A 15,423-nucleotide genomic window follows, 5' to 3' on the forward strand; every position below is an offset into this window, starting at 1 on the left:
CTCAGTGGGTCATGTGCACCGAGCACCGGCGGCCTGATGTGCCTCGTCATCGAGGACGTCGGCCGGCACGGCGAGCCACGGGGCGTCGGCCGTCGGTCGGACGGCCAAGGCTCCCACGGCGTCAGCCGCCGGGCGCCACCCGTGGCCCGCCACCCGGACGAGGAGGGGCGTCGGACCGTCCTGGGTGACGGGCCGAACGCCGTGCGCGACCGCGGATCGGTCCGCCGCCTCCCGGCTGCGGGGCCGTCGCGCCAGGATCAGCCGATGCGCGCCGTCCGCTCGGCGGCGCGGGCGGACTCGATGAACTCCCGGACGACGGGGTAGGCCTCGGCCTCCCAGCGGGAGCCGCTGAACACGCCGTAGTGGCCCACCCCGTCCTGCAGGTGGTGGCGCTTGCGCTCCGCCGGGATCCCGGTGCACAGCCGGTGGGCCGCCTCCGTCTGGCCGGGGGAGCAGATGTCGTCGTTCGCGCCCTCCACGGTGAGCAGCGCGGTCTCCCGGATGGCACCGGGGTCGACCGGCCGGCCCCGCCAGGTGAAGCGCCCGGTGGCGAAGTCGTGCTCCTGGAAGATGCGGGCGACCGTCTCCAGGTAGAACTCGGCGGGGACGTCCATCACCGCGCCGTACTCGTCGTAGAAGGCGCGGGTGGTGGCGGCCGCAGCCGTGTTGCCGACAGCCAGGTCGCGGTACATCCGGGCGTGCGCGGTGAGATGCCGCGTGGGGTTCATCGACATGAAGGCGGTGAGCTGGACGACGCCGGGGTACACCCGCCGCCCCGCGCCGGCGTACCGGCGGGGCACCGTGTCGACGACCCGGCGCTCGTACCAGGTGATCGGCCTGGTGGCGGCCGAGGTGTTGACCCGGTTCGGGTTGATGCGGGTGTCGACCGGGCCGGCCATGAGCGTGACGCTGCGGGGCTGCGCGGCGTCGTCGGCCTCCGCGAGGAGGGCCACGGCGGAAAGGACGGGGACGGCGGGCTGGCAGACGGCCACGACGTGGGTGTCGGGGCCCAGGGAGCGCAGCGCCTCCATCACGTGCTCGATGTACTCGTCCAGCCCGAAGGGCCCGTGCTCGGTGGGGACGTCGCGGGCGTTGTGCCAGTCGATGACGTGGACGTCGTGGTCGGACAGCAGCGTGCGGATCGTCGGCCGGATCAGCGTGGTGAAGTGGCCGGACATGGGGCCGACGACGAGCACGCGGGGCTGGGGAGGGGCCGACGGCTTGGCGAAGTGCAGCAGGGTGGCGAACGGCGTGGTCAGCGTCGGGCGCTCGACGACCCGCACGTCGCGGTCGCCGACCCGGACGACGTCGATGCCGAAGTCCGGGCGGTCGTGCGTGGGCCGGGCCTTGGCGAGGATGTCGCAGGCCGCCCGCACGTGCCGGACGCCGGGGGCCTTGGCCAGCGGGGCGGGGAGGGCGTGCAGTGCCCGCGAGGTCAGCTCGGACGCCACGACGACGGGCGCCCCCGCTCGACGGTTCATCTCGTACGCGGTGTAGAGCATCGGCCTGCCGATCGCGAGAGCGGATTCCAGTGACGGGCGCCACTTCCCGGACGGTAACCGGAACCTGCTGACGACCGCACGCAGGGGCCTCGGCGGCGTGACGGGGGGCGCCGGCCGGTCACGTCCGGGCGGGTGTGACGTCCGTCCGGGAGCGCACCCGGGCCACCAGGGGCGGGACCAGCTCCGCGCCCGCGGCGCCGACGGCGGCCGAGCCGAGCACCACCGACCACGAGACCGGGTCCAGCGGCGTGCAGCCGAAGAACCGGCTCACCCCCGGCGTCTGCACGATCGCCACCAGGGCGGCGAGCGACCCGGCCACGGTGGCCAGCACCAGCGGGCTGCGCCGTCCGGACCACGCGGTCTGCGCGAGCTGGGTGGCGATCAGCGCGGCCAGGCCCATGGTGCTCGCCCGGCCGGGGAGGACCGGGGTGAGTCGGCCCGCGACCCAGGCGCCGGTGGCGCCGGTGGCGGTCGCCGCCCCGCGGACCAGCACCATGCGCCGCACCTCGCGGGTGAACCCGCGGTGCGGGCCGGCGTGGAGCACGGCGGCGAGCGGGTGCCCGGCCAGCGGGCCGTCGTCGTCGGGAGCCTGGACGGTGCGCGGGGCGGCGACGGCGACCGCCAGCGCCGGGAACATGTCGGTGAGCAGGTTGACCAGGAGCAGCTGGCGGGTGCCCAGCGGCGCCCGGCCGCCGACGGCGGTGCCGAGCACGGTGAACGCCACCTCGCCGGCGTTGCCGCCGACCAGGATCGACACCGCGTCACGGACGCGCGACCACATGGCGCGGCCCTCGGCGATCGCGTCGACCAGCCGGGTGAGGTCGAGCTCGGTGAGCACCAGGTCCGCGGCGGTGCGGGCGGCCGGTGACTCGGCGCCCTCCACCCCGACGCCGACGTCGGCCAGCCGGATCGCCGCGGCGTCGTTCACGCCGTCGCCGGTCATCGCCAGCGTCGCCCCGGCCCGCCGCAGGGCGGCCACGAGGGTCACCTTCTGCTCGGGGGAGAGGCGGGCGAACACCGCCGTCTCGGCGACCATCCGGGCCCGCTCGCTGTCCGACGCACGGGCCAGCCGGGCGCCGGTGACCACCTTGCCGGCGTCCGGGATGCCGGCCTCGGCGGCGATGGCGCCGGCGGTCTCCGGGTGGTCGCCGGTGGCGACGACGACGCGGACCCCGGCGGCGCGCAGCTGCTCGACCGCCCGCACCGAGGACTCCCGCAGCGTGTCGGCGAGCCCGACCAGCCCGCGCAGGGTGAGCCCGGCGGCCGCCTCGTCGAGGTCGCCGGGGACGTCGTCGACCGCGCGGTCGGCGACGGCGAGCACCCGCAGGCCCTCGCCGGCGAGCTGCCTGATCCGGTCGGACGCCTCCCCGGCCCCGGCGCAGCGGCGGAGCACGGTCTCGGGCGCGCCCTTGACCACCAGCCGGCCGTCCCGGACGGCGGCGGAGAAGCCGCGGCCGGCGGCGAAGGCCAGGCTCGCGTCGGGGGCGTCGTCCCAGGCGTCGCCGGCCGCGTCGAGGACGGCGCGGTCGGTCTCGTGCGCCGTGTCGTCGCCGTTGCCCATGCCGGCGGCGGCCAGCCGGAGCAGCTCGTCCTCGCTGCCGCCGTCCAGCGGGACCAGCCGGGCGACCCGCAGCCGGTTCTCGGTCAGCGTGCCGGTCTTGTCGAAGCAGACGGTGTCGACCCGGCCCAGCGCCTCCAGCACCCGGGCGCTGCGCACCACCGCACCGCGCCGGGACAGCCGCCGGGCCGCGGCCTGCTGGGCGACCGTGGCGACCAGCGGCAGCCCCTCGGGCACGGCGGCGACCGCGATGGCGACCCCGGCCGCGACCGATTCGCGCAGCGGCCGGCGCCACAGCACCGACAGCACGGTGACCGCCGCGCCGCCGGCCAGGGTGAGCGGCAGGACGGCGCGGGTGAGCTCGGCCAGCCGCGCCTGGACGCCGGCCGGGGGAGCCGCACCCCCGGCCGCGCGCGCGGCGCGCCCGGCCTGGGTGGCCGGGCCGACGGCGACGACGACGGCTCGGCCGCGCCCGGCGACCACCGTGGTGCCGTCGAAGAGCATGCAGGTGCGGTCGGCGACCTCGGCCCCGGGCGTCGCGGCCACCGACTTGCCGACCGACAGCGACTCGCCGGTGAGGCCGGACTCGTCGACCTCCAGGTCCTCGGCCGCCAGCAGCCGGGCGTCGGCGGCGATCACGTCGCCGGCCTCGACGCGGACGACGTCGCCGGGCCGTAGTGCGGTGCCGGGCACCTCCTCGGTCCCGCCGTCGGTCTCCCGGCGGGCGCAGGTGTCCTGCTCGAGCAGGAGCGACTCCAGCGCGGACTCGGCGCGCAGCCGCTGCAGCCCGCTGACGACGGCGTTGATCGCGGTGACGCTGCCGACCAGCACCGCGTCGGTGACCTCGCCGAGGACGGCGGTGGCGCCGGCCCCGGTGACCAGGATCGGGGTGAGCGGGTCGGCCAGCTCGGCGGCGACGGTGCGGGCGAACCGGGCGGGCGGGAGCACCGCCGCCCGCCGGGTCAGAGCCGCCACCCGGGTCGGCCGCTGCTCCGCCTCCCCGGGCCGGTCGGCCAGCCGGCGCAGGACGTCGTCGGGCTCCAGCGCGTGCCAAGGGGTGTGCGCGGTGGGCGCCGGGACGGGTCGGCTCGCCACGCGGACGGCGGCCAGGGTGGCGGTCGTCATCGTGGTGACGGTCGCCCACTTGCCCGGGGTCGTCGCCCGGCGCTGCCCGGAGCGGGCGCTGCCGACGGCGGCCAGCAGGCCGCCGAGCACGTTGCCGGTCAGCGCGGTGCCGGCCGACCGCCGGCTGACCGCCTTCGCGACCGGGACCGCGGCGACGATGCGGCAGGCGTCGGCGAGCCCGGGAGAGGTGACCAGGTCGGCGCCCCACGCGGGCGCCCGCCCATCGAGGACGGGGGTGACCGCGATGTCGGCGGCCAGCAGCGCGGGGCCGGCCACCGCGGACACCAGCAGCACGCCGCGCCCGTCCTCCTGCAGCTGCCGGACCGTGTCGACGAGCGGTGCGTCGGCGGGGACGACGTCATCGGCCAGGCCGGCGATCTCGCGGGCGCCGACGTGCCGGGTGAGGACCAGCCGCAGGCCGGCGTCGGTCACGGTGCTGAGCAGCGCCTCCGCGTGCGGGTCGAGCTCGGCGGCGACGGTGACGGTGCCGACCCGCCGGCGGCCCCGGAGGAGGCTCCGCACCTCGCCGCCGGGGGCGTCGCCGGTCGCGCGCGGAGGGCCGAGGCGGACAGCGCCATCGTCGTCCCCGGTGAGCAGGCGGCCGGCGGCCGTCCAGACGTCGGCGTCGTCCCAGCCGCCGGCCTCGCCGTTGGCCTCGACGACCACCGGCGGGCCGGTGCAGAGGGCGGCGGCGTCGACGACGACGGTGTCGACGCGGTCGAGCCGGCGGTAGGCCGAGCCGTCGAGCGGGAGGACGCCGCGGCGGCACAGCAGCAGGTCCAGCGTGGCGGCGAACGACTCCCGGCCCTGGACGGCGGCCTTCGGCGTGAGCGCCTTGAGCAGGTCGGCGCCGCGGCCGGGGCTGCGGGTGAGCGCGAGGACGGTGAGCGCCGCGGCGAGCTCGCTCGGCGCGAGGCGGTCGCGGTAGGTCTCGACCGGTCCGTTCCGCAGCGGCGCCGGGCGCGGGCGGGGGAGGTGCTCGGCGGCCCGGCCGTCGTCGGGCTCGGGGCGGCAGAGGTCCCGCTCGCGGCGGCGCCACACCTGGCGGCGCGCGCGCATCTCTCCGGCCCGCTGGACGGCGGCGGTGGCGTTGAGCGCCGGCACGGTCGGGCTCTGGGTGAGGGCGTGCAGCAGTGCGCTGGTGCCCTCGAAGACCAGGTCGGTGCCGACGGGGCCGATGCGGTCTGACAGCGCCCGCTTGAGCCACTGCTGGGTGTCGAGCAGCGACATGAGCAGGGTGGCGTGCCGGTGCACGGCGGGGATCGGCAGGTACTTGGCAGCGGTGGCGACACCGAACGCCGCGGTGTCGACGGCGGCGGCCAGGACGGCGGCCAGGAGGGGTTCGAGGTCGGCCGGGTGGTCGGGGCGCTGCGGGAAGACGCCGGTGTCGCCGCGGGCCTGCTCGATCTCGGTGACCACGCCGACGACGTCCTCGACGCCGACCCGGCGGGCGTCGACGGCGACCATCACCCGGCCGACGACGTCGTTGACCGTGGCCCACTCGACGCCCTCGAGCCGTTCCAGGGAGCTGCGCAGCGCGGAGCGGGCGCCGGGTGCGTCGTCGGTAGGCTCCTCGACCTCGATCTGCAGGCGGTCGCGGTCGCCCCAGACCCGTCGCGTGTGGCGGGCGAACGGCGGCTCGAGCATGCCCCTGGCGACGTCGACCAGATCGTGGAGGTGCCCGCCGGGGAGCGGGTCGGCGCCGGTGACGAGGGTGCCGACGGCGCGGGTGGTGGAGACGGCGGTGCTCCGCGCCAGGTGGAGCGAGCCGCTGACCCCGGCGCGGGCGATGCTCCGCGTGAGCCCGGCCGTCCCGCCGAGCAGCCCGGCGCCGACCAGCACGGGGACGGCAGCCACAGCGGCGACGTCGGTCGCGAGGGACGTGGCCTCGCGCACGGCTGCCTGCGCGGTGCTGCCGGCCTGCGCGAGCCGGCGGAGCAGTGCCATGGCGCCCCCGTGTGACGACGGTCACTACAGACGGTACGTCGTCAGGGGGACGGTGGCAGCACCCCGCGGTCCGTCAGGTCTGGTCCTTCTTCGCTGAACGGTCCGCGTGCGTCTCGCCGGCGACCGCGATGTCGGTCGGCGGCACCTCGACGATCCAGGCCCGGACGGTCTCCGGCGGAGCGCCGATGCTGTCGGTGGTGGCCTGGCTGACCGCGGCGAGCAGGTCGCGCTTCTGCTGCTCGGTGCGGCCGGCGATCATGGTGATCTGGATGAAGGGCATGCCGGTATGCCTAGCAGCCACCGGCCGGTGCCGCGATGACGTCTGGTCAGGCCGCGGTCGCGACCGGCGGGTCCACCCGGCGGGGGAGCTCCAGGGTCGCCGGTCCCGCACCCGCGTCGGTCCTCCGCGACATGCCCCTCACCTGCTCTCCGGCGGCCGGCACGCCGAGGGAGCGGGCCACCGCGTCGAGGTGGCGGAGCGCCTCGTCGTGCAGCTCCTGGAGTGCGGCCGCCGCCGCTGCGTGCGCCTCGTCCACGGTGCTGGGATGTCCACTGGTCATTGCCCCCCTCATCGGCCGGCGGCCGGTGCTCCGTGACCGGGTCGCCGGTTCCCTAGAGGCAGGCGGCGTCCTGCTCCGGGAACACGACGACGGCGGGGAAGGCTCCCGGCCCGGACGTCGCGACCATCCTTGCGTTCTCCCCGAACTCGCCCCTCGGGAACACGGTGTTCGCCAGGGAGCTCACGCTCTGGCCGAAGGCCTTGCAGCCGCCGGAGCCGGGGTCCGCCGACGCGGCTGCCGTGGGCGCGACCAGCAGCACGGTGGCGGCTGCCGTGGTGATCAGTGGGCGTCGAACGGACATGGTGGACCTCCCGTGCCATCGCGGAGCCGGCTGATGGACGACGATGCTGGCCCGCTGCAGGCTCCCTGCCCAGGGGTCCGGGTGGCTCGGGTGACGCGACGGGGCGAGGCGACACGCTCCGTCGTCCTCGGGCGGTGCACCGTCACGGCCTGCTTCAGGCCGGGACCGGCTCCGGCTCTCGTTGGACGACGGCCCGCTGCTTCGACGCGGCGTGCGCGACTCCGGCGGCGACCACGATCGCCGCGGCGACGGCGGGTGCGGCGAGCGCGGTGCCCGAGCCGAGCCGGTCGACGACGAGACCGGTGACCGCGGCGGCGACCGCCTGCCCGACGACGACCGCGGAGCCGAGCATCGTCATGGTGGTCGCCGAGCGGCCGGCCGGGCTGAGTGAGGCGGCGAGGCTGTACAGGGTGACCAGCGTCGGCCCGACGCCGCAGCCGAGGACCGCCAGCGCGATGACGAGGCCGGTACCCGAGCGCGCGTACGCGTAGCCGATGGCGGCGGCGAGCAGCACCGACCCGAAGGCCAGCCAGCGCGCCTTCAGGGTGAACCGTTCCGGCAGCGCGGCGGTGCCCAGGGCCAGCACGGCCGAGCCGATGCCCATGACGCCGTAGAGCAGGCCGGCGCTGTCGCCGTCGCCGTCCACGGCCAGGAAGCCGGTGAGCGAGGTGAGGGTCGCGCCGAAGAAGATGCCGACGCCCAGCGTGCCGACCACGACGGTGAGCAGCCGGAAGCGGACGAGCTCCCGGGCGGGCGCCTGCGCGCCGGCGGAGTGGTCCGTGCCCGGGTGGAGCCGGCCGGTGGTGTGCAGGGCGAAGGCGGTGACGAAGACGAACGTCAGCACCGAGGCGCCGGCGATGGCCACCCAGGGGGCGATCGCGACGGCGAGCAGCCCGACGAGGAACGGGCCGACGATGAAGACCATCTCGTCGGCGGCCGATTCGTAGGCCATCGTGCCGTTGAGGACCTTCTCGCGGCGGTCCCGCTGCACCGAGCGGCGGATGATGGCCATCAGCCGGGTGCGCGACATGGGGGCGATCTGCGGCGCGGAGGCCCCGATCAGCACCGAGAGCGCGAGCAGGGCGACGTCCGCCGCCGTGCTGGCGACGACGAACGGGAAGGCGCCCAGCAGGGCGGCGTTGACCAGCCCCACCGGCACGAGCACCCGGCGCTGGCCGAAGCGGTCGGCGGCAGCCCCGAGCAGCGGGCCGGCGATCGCGGTGCCCAGGCCGGCGACGGCGGAGTTGAGCCCGCCGAGGGTCACCGAGCCGCGCTCGGCGACGACGAGGGTGAGGACGCCGACGGTCATCATCGCGAACGGCAGCCGCGCGATGAAGGCGATCGGGAAGTAGGAGAGACCGGCCGAGCGGATGAGCACGGAGCTGGTCGGGCGCGTGTGGAACATGACCTCTGCTGCTGCGGATCGGGCGTGCCGCCTTGATCCACCGGCGAGGCCGACAGCAGGTAGTTACACACGGACGTTCGGAACGCCCTCGACCATAACGCGCCGGCGGGGGACCGGCGTCCGCTGCGGGCCGGGAGCCTCGCCCGGCCGGGTGACCCGGGAGTCCGCCGGCGAGCACTGGCAACGACGCCCTCGACGTCCGCCGGTGGTGGTTCCCTCGATCGGGCGATCCAGAACCGGCCGGTCCGCGTCGACGTCCTGCAGGGAAGAGGACCCGACGACGGATCAGGTGAGGCATGAGGGAAACGGCGGGCCGCCCGGCCGGCATGGGGCGCCGCGGCGCCGCGGTGCTGGCGGCCGCGGCACTGGGATTCGGGGGCACGGCCGTCATCGGCACGCTCGCCTCCGCGGCGCCGGCCGTGCCGGTCGCCGACGACTTCGGCCCGGACGGCGACGGACTCACCCGTCTCGTCGTCACGGTGGACGGTCAGGTGACCGCCGAGCAGGTGGCGCTGCTGGACGCCCATCCGGCGATCGCCTCGGCCCAGTCGCTGTTCGACGGGTCGGCGCTGGTCGCGGGGAAGGACCTCGACGCGTCCGTCGTCACGGAGGTGCTGCCCGGGGCGCGGGTGACCGCGTCGGGCTCCGGTGAGGTGTTCGATCTGTCCGTCTCCGACCCGTACTGGAGCTCCTACGGCTGGAACCTCAGCAACACCGGATCCAACTTCTACAAGCAGAGCGGGGTGGCGGGCGCCGACGCCGACGTGCCGGAGGGCTGGCCGGCCGGCACCGGCCGGGGACTCACCGTCGCCGTCATCGACACCGGCATGGCGACCGACCACCCCGACCTGCAGGGCGCGCTGTGGACCAATCCGGACCAGCCCTGCGGAACCGGCGACACCGACGCCAACGGCAAGCCGGGTGACTGCCACGGCTGGAACTTCGCCACGAACTCGGCCGACATCACGAACGGCGGCCCGGTCAACAACTCGCACGGCACGTCGGTGGCCGGGGTCGTCGGCGCCCGCGCCGGGAACGGCCAGGGCACCGCGGGCGTGGCACCGGACGTCACGATCATGCCGCTGGTCATCGGCACCGGGGAGGGAGTCAACCTCCGCCTGGGCGCAGAGGCGATCGTCTACGCGGTGGACAACGGCGCCGACGTCATCAACGCCTCCTGGGGCGGCGACAACTCGGCGGCGATCCTGACCGAGGCCATCGACTACGCCAACAGCAAGGGCGTCGTCGTCGTGGCGGCCGCAGGGAACGATGCCAGCAACCGCGACACCTCGTTCTCCTACCCGGCCAGCATCAACCGGCCCAACGTCATCACCGTGGGCAGCAGCACGGCCGCCGACACGGTGAGCGCGTCGTCGGCGTACGGGGCCGGCACGGTGGAGCTGTTCGCGCCAGGGAACCTCGTCTTCACCACCTGGCCCGACGGCAGCTACCGGTTCGTTAGCGGCACCTCCATCGCCGCTCCGCACGTCGCCGCCGCGGTGGCGCTGTACCGGGGCCTGGACCGCGCGGCGTCCGCGCCCGAGCTGGTGCAGCGGGTGCTGACCGACGCCGAGCCGGTGGCGGCGTTCGCCGGCCGGTCGGTGACCGGCGGCCGGCTGTCGCTGGCCGCGTTCGGGCAGACGGCGGCGCCGGTGCAGTACCGCTTCACCGACATGACCGCGACGGCCGGCACGGTGACCCCGCGGGTCGTCGCCAGCGGCTCCGCGCCGGCCGGTGCGTACGAGGCACGGATCTCGCTCGGCATGGAGCACGGCGGCAGCATCCTCGCGCTGACGGAGCACGCGATCGAGCTGGACGGCCGGACGGTCACCACCGACGACGCCGGGGAGGCACGATTCTCCCTGGGCGCGCGTGAGGCGCTCGGCTCGCTGGTGCTGACGCCGAGCACCGAGCTGCAGGACGGCCGGTACGTGCTCATGGTGCAGCTGGTCAAGGACGGTGCGGCGCTCGGTACGGCCTACGCCGCTCCGCTGCTGGTGGGGGTGGAGGCGCAGCGCAGCACGCCGTCGCCCTCGACGACGCCGGGCACGCCCGTTCCGCCGGCCGGCGGTTCCGCTCCGGCACCGGGCGTCAGCACCCCGGCACCGGGCGGCTCGTCTCCTGCGCCGGGGACCTCCCCGACGTCGGCGCCGGTCCCGCCGTCGCCGTCCGTGTCGGCGCCCTCCGCGCCGACGCCGGGTGGGTCGTCGCCGTCGCCGTCGGTGCCGGGTGGATCGGGTGATGCCGGGGCGGGGACCCCGGACCAGCCTGCTGCCGGGTCGCCGTCGCCGTCCTCGTCGCCGGTGGTGGACGGTGGCCGGACGCCGGCCACCGACGGCGGCAGCACGACGCCGCCCGCCGCGCAGCCGGTCGGGGAGACGCCGTCGTCACCGGCTCCGGCGGCTCCCGTGCCGTCGGCTCCGGCACCTTCGCCGGTCGGCCCGGCGCCGTCGGCCCCGCAGCCGGCCGTGAGCGGGGAGAAGCAGTACCCGTCGGTCGGGGAGTACCGCGTCACCTCGGTCTCGCCGTCGGTGGTGAGCGCGTCCGGTGGCACCCGGGTGCGGATCAGCGGCTCGGGCTTCGAGTCCGGGGTGCGGGTGCGCGTGGGGGCCAGCACGGCGGTGCGGGTCGTCTCCGTGAGCGGCACGGAGATCGTGTTCGAGTCGCCGGAGCTGGTGGCGGGGGTCTACGACGTCCACGTCTTCGCCCCGGACCGCTCGGAGACGGTGCTGGACGACGCGCTGACCCTGGTTGCGGCGGCTGCGTCGCCGTCGGCTCCCGCACCCGGGCCTTCGGCACCGGCGCCCGGCAGCCAGCCGGTGGCCGACGCCCCGGAGGGCGGCGCGCAGCCGCCGGCCGGCGGGTCCGTCGTGGTGAGTGGTCCGCGCGGGGAGCGGCTGCTGCCGTCGGCCCGGTTCAGCGCGCTGGCCGGCTCGATCTGGACCGTCGACTGCAGCAGCGGTTGCGCCGGGTTGAGCATCTGAGGTGAGGGACGGCGGCCCCGCGACGACTCCGGTCGTCGCGGGGCCGCCGTGTTTCCCGGGACTCGGCGCTCAGCTGCAGTGCGGATCCGGACCGGCGCAGTGCGACGAGGTCGACGCGGGCACGCCCAGCGTCGGGTTGCGGTCGAAGAAGCCGACCGGCTTGAGCGTGAACCCGGTGTAGTCCACCGGCATGACCGGCCAGTCCTCGGGCCGCGGGAAGTGGGTCAGCCCGAAGGTGTGCCACAGGACGACGTCCTGACCCTCGAGCGGGCGGTCGTTCGCGACGAACGCCGGCAGGCCGCCCGATCCCGGGTGCTGGTTGACGAAGTCGCCGGCCGCGTAGCGCTCGGTGGGCTCGTAGGGCGTGACCCACAGCGCCTTGGTCGAGAACGTCGCCCGCTTGGCGATCGACGACTCGTCGTCGGCCAGCAGCAGCGGCGTGGCCTGCGGGTACAGCGCGTACCCGACCGGCTGGCCCAGGCGGTTGCGCTTCTCGTGGTTGAGCACGTACCAGGTGCGGCCGACGGTCGCGTCCGCCGTCCGCTGGGCCCGCGACTCCGACGTCAGCGGTGTCATGGAGCGGGTGAAGGCGTTGCCGTAGGGGTTGGTGTCGCTCATCGGCTGCCGGACGGCGTCCATCTCGACCACCGTGTTCGCCCGCCCGTCGACGGCCATGTCCAGCCGCGCGCAGAACAGGTGCTGGTGGTACGGCGCCCCCAGCCCGGGCGCGACCTCGGTGGCGTACGGGTGCTCGTCGCCACGGTACGCCGACGGGAAGAGGATCCCGGTGGCCTTCGACTCCAGCTGGATCGTGCCGTCGAGGTAGAGGTACCAGTAGAAGCCGTAGTCGTAGTTGCCGACCGTGGTGAAGAAGCTGACCACCAGCCGGCGCTGCCGCCGCGTCTCGGTCATGCCGTTGAACATGTCCGTGTGCTTCCAGAGGACGCCGTAGTCCTCCTCGTGCATGCAGATGGCATTCCGGATCGTCTTCGGGGTGCCGTCCTCGCCGGCGAGGGTGGCGTCGAAGTAGTGGATCTCGCCGAGGCAGTCGCAGCCGAGCTCGAGGGAGTTGGTGAACCGGCCGTAGAGGTACTCGCCGGTGTCGAAGTAGTTCTGCCAGAACCGCACGGGGGAGGGGTCGGCGTAGGGGACGACCATCTCCGCGATGGACGCCCGGTAGATCACCGACCGGCCGTCGACGGCGAGCTGGTGCAGGGTGAGGCCCTCGCGGGCGTCGAAGCCGATGCGGAACTTCCAGTCGGCCCAGGTGACCTCGTCGCCGTCGACGGTGAAGCTCGGCCCCTCGGGCTGGGTGATCTCGATCGGCTTGAGGTCGGTGCGGGTGGGCTGCGCGTGCGCGTCGGCGTTCCACTCGCCGCGCTCGGCGGGCACCGGCAGGTCGAGGTGGTCGTGCACCGCCGTCGCGATGCCGCGGGTGAGGTCGACGTAGGCGACGACGCCGTCGACCGGGTGCGCCCACGGCAGGTCGGCCTCGTCGGCCTGGAAGAAGCCGAGCACCCGGATGATGCGGTGCCCGAACTCGTCGGCGAAGTACGAGCCCGCCGACAGCGCCACCGCCCGCACGTTCGCGACGTCGAGCCCGCGCTTGGTCATCGCCCCGACCCAGCGCTCGTCCTCGGCGAGGATCGGCTCGATCGCGCCGAACTCCTCCTCCAGGATCGGCACCTGGCCGTCGGCCACGCCGTCGATCTCGACGCTCTGGACGACGGCGCCGCCGGTAACCGAGACGGTGACGTCGCGCCCGTCGCCGGTGCTGCGGTCGAGCAGCAGCACGCGGACCCGCCGCTCGATCGGATCGCCCGGCGTGAACGCGAGGACGTCGTCCTTGTGCGGCTCGATCGGCCCGACGTAGACGAACCGCGTGTGCTCGCCGACCAGGTCCGCGTCGCGGACGATGCCGGTAGCGGCGGAGATCTCCTCGGCGGTGAGCCGGGCGAGCGGGTGGGTGACGGTGCGGACCTCGGTCGTCGTCATGTGCTGTCTCTACGCGTGTCCGAGGGGCGAGGGAAGAGGGCAGCGGGCGGGAACCTGCACGAGTCGTTCCGTCTCCCGGGTCGCGTCGCTCGGCGACCGCGGCAGGACGCGGAGTCGCCGGCCGCTGTCGTGCCGCGCTGTGCCGGTCAGACGAATTCGGGGACGCGCAGGTGGTGCAGCACGACGTCGAACTCGGCCACCTCGGTGGCTGACATGCGCAGCCGGCGGCGGAACTCGTCGCGGATGTACATGGCGCGCTGGCGGGAGGCCTCCATGGACCGGCGGTCGGCGTAGACGGCGGTGAGGGAGTTGTCGCCGGTCTGGCGGTCGATCAGCAGGCTGAGGCTGCAGAAGCCGGCCATCTCGTCCATCCGCGGGACGAGGTCCGTGCGGAAGACCTCGAGGACGCGGTCCACGGCGGCCGGGTCGACGCGGGACCAGGTGATCCGGGCGCAGGAGTCGTCGCCGGCAGGGTGCAGCCGGTGCATCGCCGCGATCTCCCACTCCCGCACCTCGGGCTCGCCGGCACCGAACTGCTCGGTGGCCTGCTCGCGCATCCGGTGGACCGCGTCGCGGGTCGCGGCCATCGCCTCCTCGGTCTCCCAGGCGGTGGTGACGATGCAGCGGCCGGTGTCGCGGTCGCACAGCATGGACAGCCCGACGCAGCCGTCCATGCCGTTCACGGCGGGCATGACGTGGTCGCGGACGTCGGCGATCCCGGCGTCCAGGCGGTCCGGGTCGGCGGTGATCGTGGTGCTGCGGGCGTGCATGACGCCCTCCCTTCCGGGGACAGGCGCGCGGCGCCCCGGCGGCGTCGCCCGCAGGTCATGGTGCTCGGGTGACGACCGCTGTCAACGGGTGCACGCGCGGGGGTCGCTGCCGCGCCGAGAAGCGGGCCCGCGAGCGCGGTGCCAACGCCGGCGGCGGCGTCCGGGCAGGGAGAGGTTGGGCCCGCCTCACGGCACTACGAGGGATAGGGACGCTGACACCCGTGGGAGGCCAGGCGCTCGCTGCTGCTGCCGTGTCCCGAGAGGAAGAAGTGACATGACGTCGGCCGAGCGGCACCCGCGGAGGGCCGGACGCGCTACCTACTGTCCCAGCCATGTCTGCCGACCACCCGCAGTACGAGTACACGTCCGTGCAGGCAATCCGCGGGACCGAAGCCAGAACGATCGCGAAGTGGCAGAACGACGGCTGGGAACTCGACACCCGCGGCGAGGGATCGTTGTTGCGCACGGAGCTCACGTTCCGTCGCGTGAAGCCGAAGACGCTCGGCGGCTCAGCGCTGGCGGCGTTCCGCCGTCTCGAGCCGACGGCGCAGCGGGGTCTGCTGGCAGGGGCGGCCGGCTTGGTCCTGATCGCGGTCGTCGGCGGTGTCGTCGCCGGCGTGCAGAGTGGCGATGGTGTCGTCGACACAACCGCGTCGGCTGCCGAGTTCAGCGCCGCGCCGAGTGCAGCGCCCTCCGGGCAGGACCAGGCAGCGGCCGATTCGGCCTCCGTCCCCGCACCATCCGCTGCGGACGAATCGCTGACGGTGCAGAACAACGAGGATCTGGCCGCGTTGGTGGCCACCACGGCCCCGAGCGTGGCCGAGGTCGAAGAGTTCGCGGCCACGTACCGGGGCCGGACCATCGAGTTCGACGGGAACATCGCCCACATGAATCCCCACGGCGACTACACGACGCGATACGACCTCCTGATCTTTTCCGGGGACTACAGCGCAACGAGCTCGACCGGGCCCAATATGCAGTTCCGGGACGTCAACATCGTGAACGACCTGCACCTGACGGGTCCCAACATCCCGGACACCATCGGCATCGGTGACAACCTCCGCGTCGTGGCGCGTGTCGGCGACTACAACAGCACGCAGGAGCTCCTCTTCCTCGAGCCGATCTCGACCGAGGTCAGGTAAGCCCGTTCGACCGGGCAACCCGGCAGCCGGGGCCCAGTCACAGAACACTTGCGCGCGTCGCTGAGCGGTCTCGTCCGGCCGCCCAGCAGGCTGCCGCAATCCGACCATGAGAAGCAGCGGCGGCTCTCCTCCGG

The 15,423-nt window shown here is 74.8% G+C and carries 10 protein-coding genes; 2 read left to right on the forward strand and 8 right to left on the reverse strand.

Annotated elements, in window-relative coordinates:
- Positions 1–257: 257 nt before the first annotated feature.
- The 6 genes from ACI79T_RS08765 to ACI79T_RS08790 form a co-directional block, all read right to left on the reverse strand.
- Complete coding sequence (locus ACI79T_RS08765) at positions 258–1,502, reverse strand: polyhydroxyalkanoate depolymerase (protein ID WP_456609666.1); 1,245 nt, start codon at positions 1,500–1,502, stop codon at positions 258–260.
- A 118-nt stretch (positions 1,503–1,620) separates the two neighbouring features.
- Entirely contained in the window at positions 1,621–6,132 is a 4,512-nt protein-coding gene (locus tag ACI79T_RS08770; RefSeq protein ID WP_456609667.1) for an HAD-IC family P-type ATPase, read from the reverse strand.
- Between the two features lie 73 nt (positions 6,133–6,205).
- Positions 6,206–6,523: a tautomerase family protein gene (locus ACI79T_RS08775; RefSeq protein ID WP_456609668.1), complete on the reverse strand. Its 318-nt coding sequence runs from the start codon at positions 6,521–6,523 to the stop codon at positions 6,206–6,208.
- The gene (locus ACI79T_RS08780) at positions 6,459–6,692 is read right to left on the reverse strand and encodes a hypothetical protein (RefSeq protein WP_456609669.1); all 234 of its coding nucleotides are present in this window, start codon (positions 6,690–6,692) and stop codon (positions 6,459–6,461) included. Before ACI79T_RS08780 ends, ACI79T_RS08775 begins: the two co-directional genes overlap by 65 nt.
- A gap of 52 nt (positions 6,693–6,744) precedes the next feature.
- Positions 6,745–6,993: a hypothetical protein gene (locus ACI79T_RS08785; protein WP_456609670.1), complete on the reverse strand. Its 249-nt coding sequence runs from the start codon at positions 6,991–6,993 to the stop codon at positions 6,745–6,747.
- Between the two features lie 154 nt (positions 6,994–7,147).
- The gene (locus ACI79T_RS08790) at positions 7,148–8,398 is read right to left on the reverse strand and encodes an MFS transporter (RefSeq protein WP_456609671.1); all 1,251 of its coding nucleotides are present in this window, start codon (positions 8,396–8,398) and stop codon (positions 7,148–7,150) included.
- Between the two features lie 296 nt (positions 8,399–8,694).
- Between ACI79T_RS08790 and ACI79T_RS08795 the strand changes: the two genes are divergently transcribed.
- Positions 8,695–11,382: a S8 family serine peptidase gene (locus ACI79T_RS08795; RefSeq protein WP_456609672.1), complete on the forward strand. Its 2,688-nt coding sequence runs from the start codon at positions 8,695–8,697 to the stop codon at positions 11,380–11,382.
- A gap of 69 nt (positions 11,383–11,451) precedes the next feature.
- On the opposite strand, the gene ACI79T_RS08800 is transcribed toward ACI79T_RS08795, so the two are convergent.
- The gene (locus tag ACI79T_RS08800; RefSeq protein ID WP_456609673.1) at positions 11,452–13,377 is read right to left on the reverse strand and encodes a primary-amine oxidase; all 1,926 of its coding nucleotides are present in this window, start codon (positions 13,375–13,377) and stop codon (positions 11,452–11,454) included.
- Between the two features lie 146 nt (positions 13,378–13,523).
- Positions 13,524–14,147 (reverse strand): putative quinol monooxygenase, encoded by a 624-nt coding sequence (locus tag ACI79T_RS08805; RefSeq protein ID WP_456609674.1) that lies wholly within the window; start codon positions 14,145–14,147, stop codon positions 13,524–13,526.
- A 332-nt stretch (positions 14,148–14,479) separates the two neighbouring features.
- On the opposite strand from ACI79T_RS08805, the gene ACI79T_RS08810 reads away from it, so the two are divergent.
- A complete protein-coding gene (locus ACI79T_RS08810) occupies positions 14,480–15,289 on the forward strand; it encodes a DUF4839 domain-containing protein (RefSeq protein ID WP_456609675.1) in 810 nt (269 codons plus the stop codon).
- The last annotated feature ends 134 nt before the right edge of the window (positions 15,290–15,423 follow it).

The sequence above is a fragment of the Blastococcus sp. SYSU DS0619 genome, assembly GCF_054051035.1.

What these genes read in the sequence shown, in the direction of transcription:
- ACI79T_RS08770 (WP_456609667.1), bottom strand. Translation starts at nt 6,132, where the DNA reads ATGGCACTGCTCCGCCGGCTCGCGCAGGCCGGCAGCACCGCGCAGGCA.
- ACI79T_RS08765 (WP_456609666.1), bottom strand. Translation starts at nt 1,502, where the DNA reads ATGCTCTACACCGCGTACGAGATGAACCGTCGAGCGGGGGCGCCCGTC.
- ACI79T_RS08780 (WP_456609669.1), bottom strand. Translation starts at nt 6,692, where the DNA reads ATGACCAGTGGACATCCCAGCACCGTGGACGAGGCGCACGCAGCGGCG.
- ACI79T_RS08805 (WP_456609674.1), bottom strand. Translation starts at nt 14,147, where the DNA reads ATGCACGCCCGCAGCACCACGATCACCGCCGACCCGGACCGCCTGGAC.
- ACI79T_RS08795 (WP_456609672.1), top strand. Translation starts at nt 8,695, where the DNA reads ATGAGGGAAACGGCGGGCCGCCCGGCCGGCATGGGGCGCCGCGGCGCC.
- ACI79T_RS08785 (WP_456609670.1), bottom strand. Translation starts at nt 6,993, where the DNA reads ATGTCCGTTCGACGCCCACTGATCACCACGGCAGCCGCCACCGTGCTG.
- ACI79T_RS08800 (WP_456609673.1), bottom strand. Translation starts at nt 13,377, where the DNA reads ATGACGACGACCGAGGTCCGCACCGTCACCCACCCGCTCGCCCGGCTC.
- ACI79T_RS08810 (WP_456609675.1), top strand. Translation starts at nt 14,480, where the DNA reads ATGTCTGCCGACCACCCGCAGTACGAGTACACGTCCGTGCAGGCAATC.
- ACI79T_RS08790 (WP_456609671.1), bottom strand. Translation starts at nt 8,398, where the DNA reads ATGTTCCACACGCGCCCGACCAGCTCCGTGCTCATCCGCTCGGCCGGT.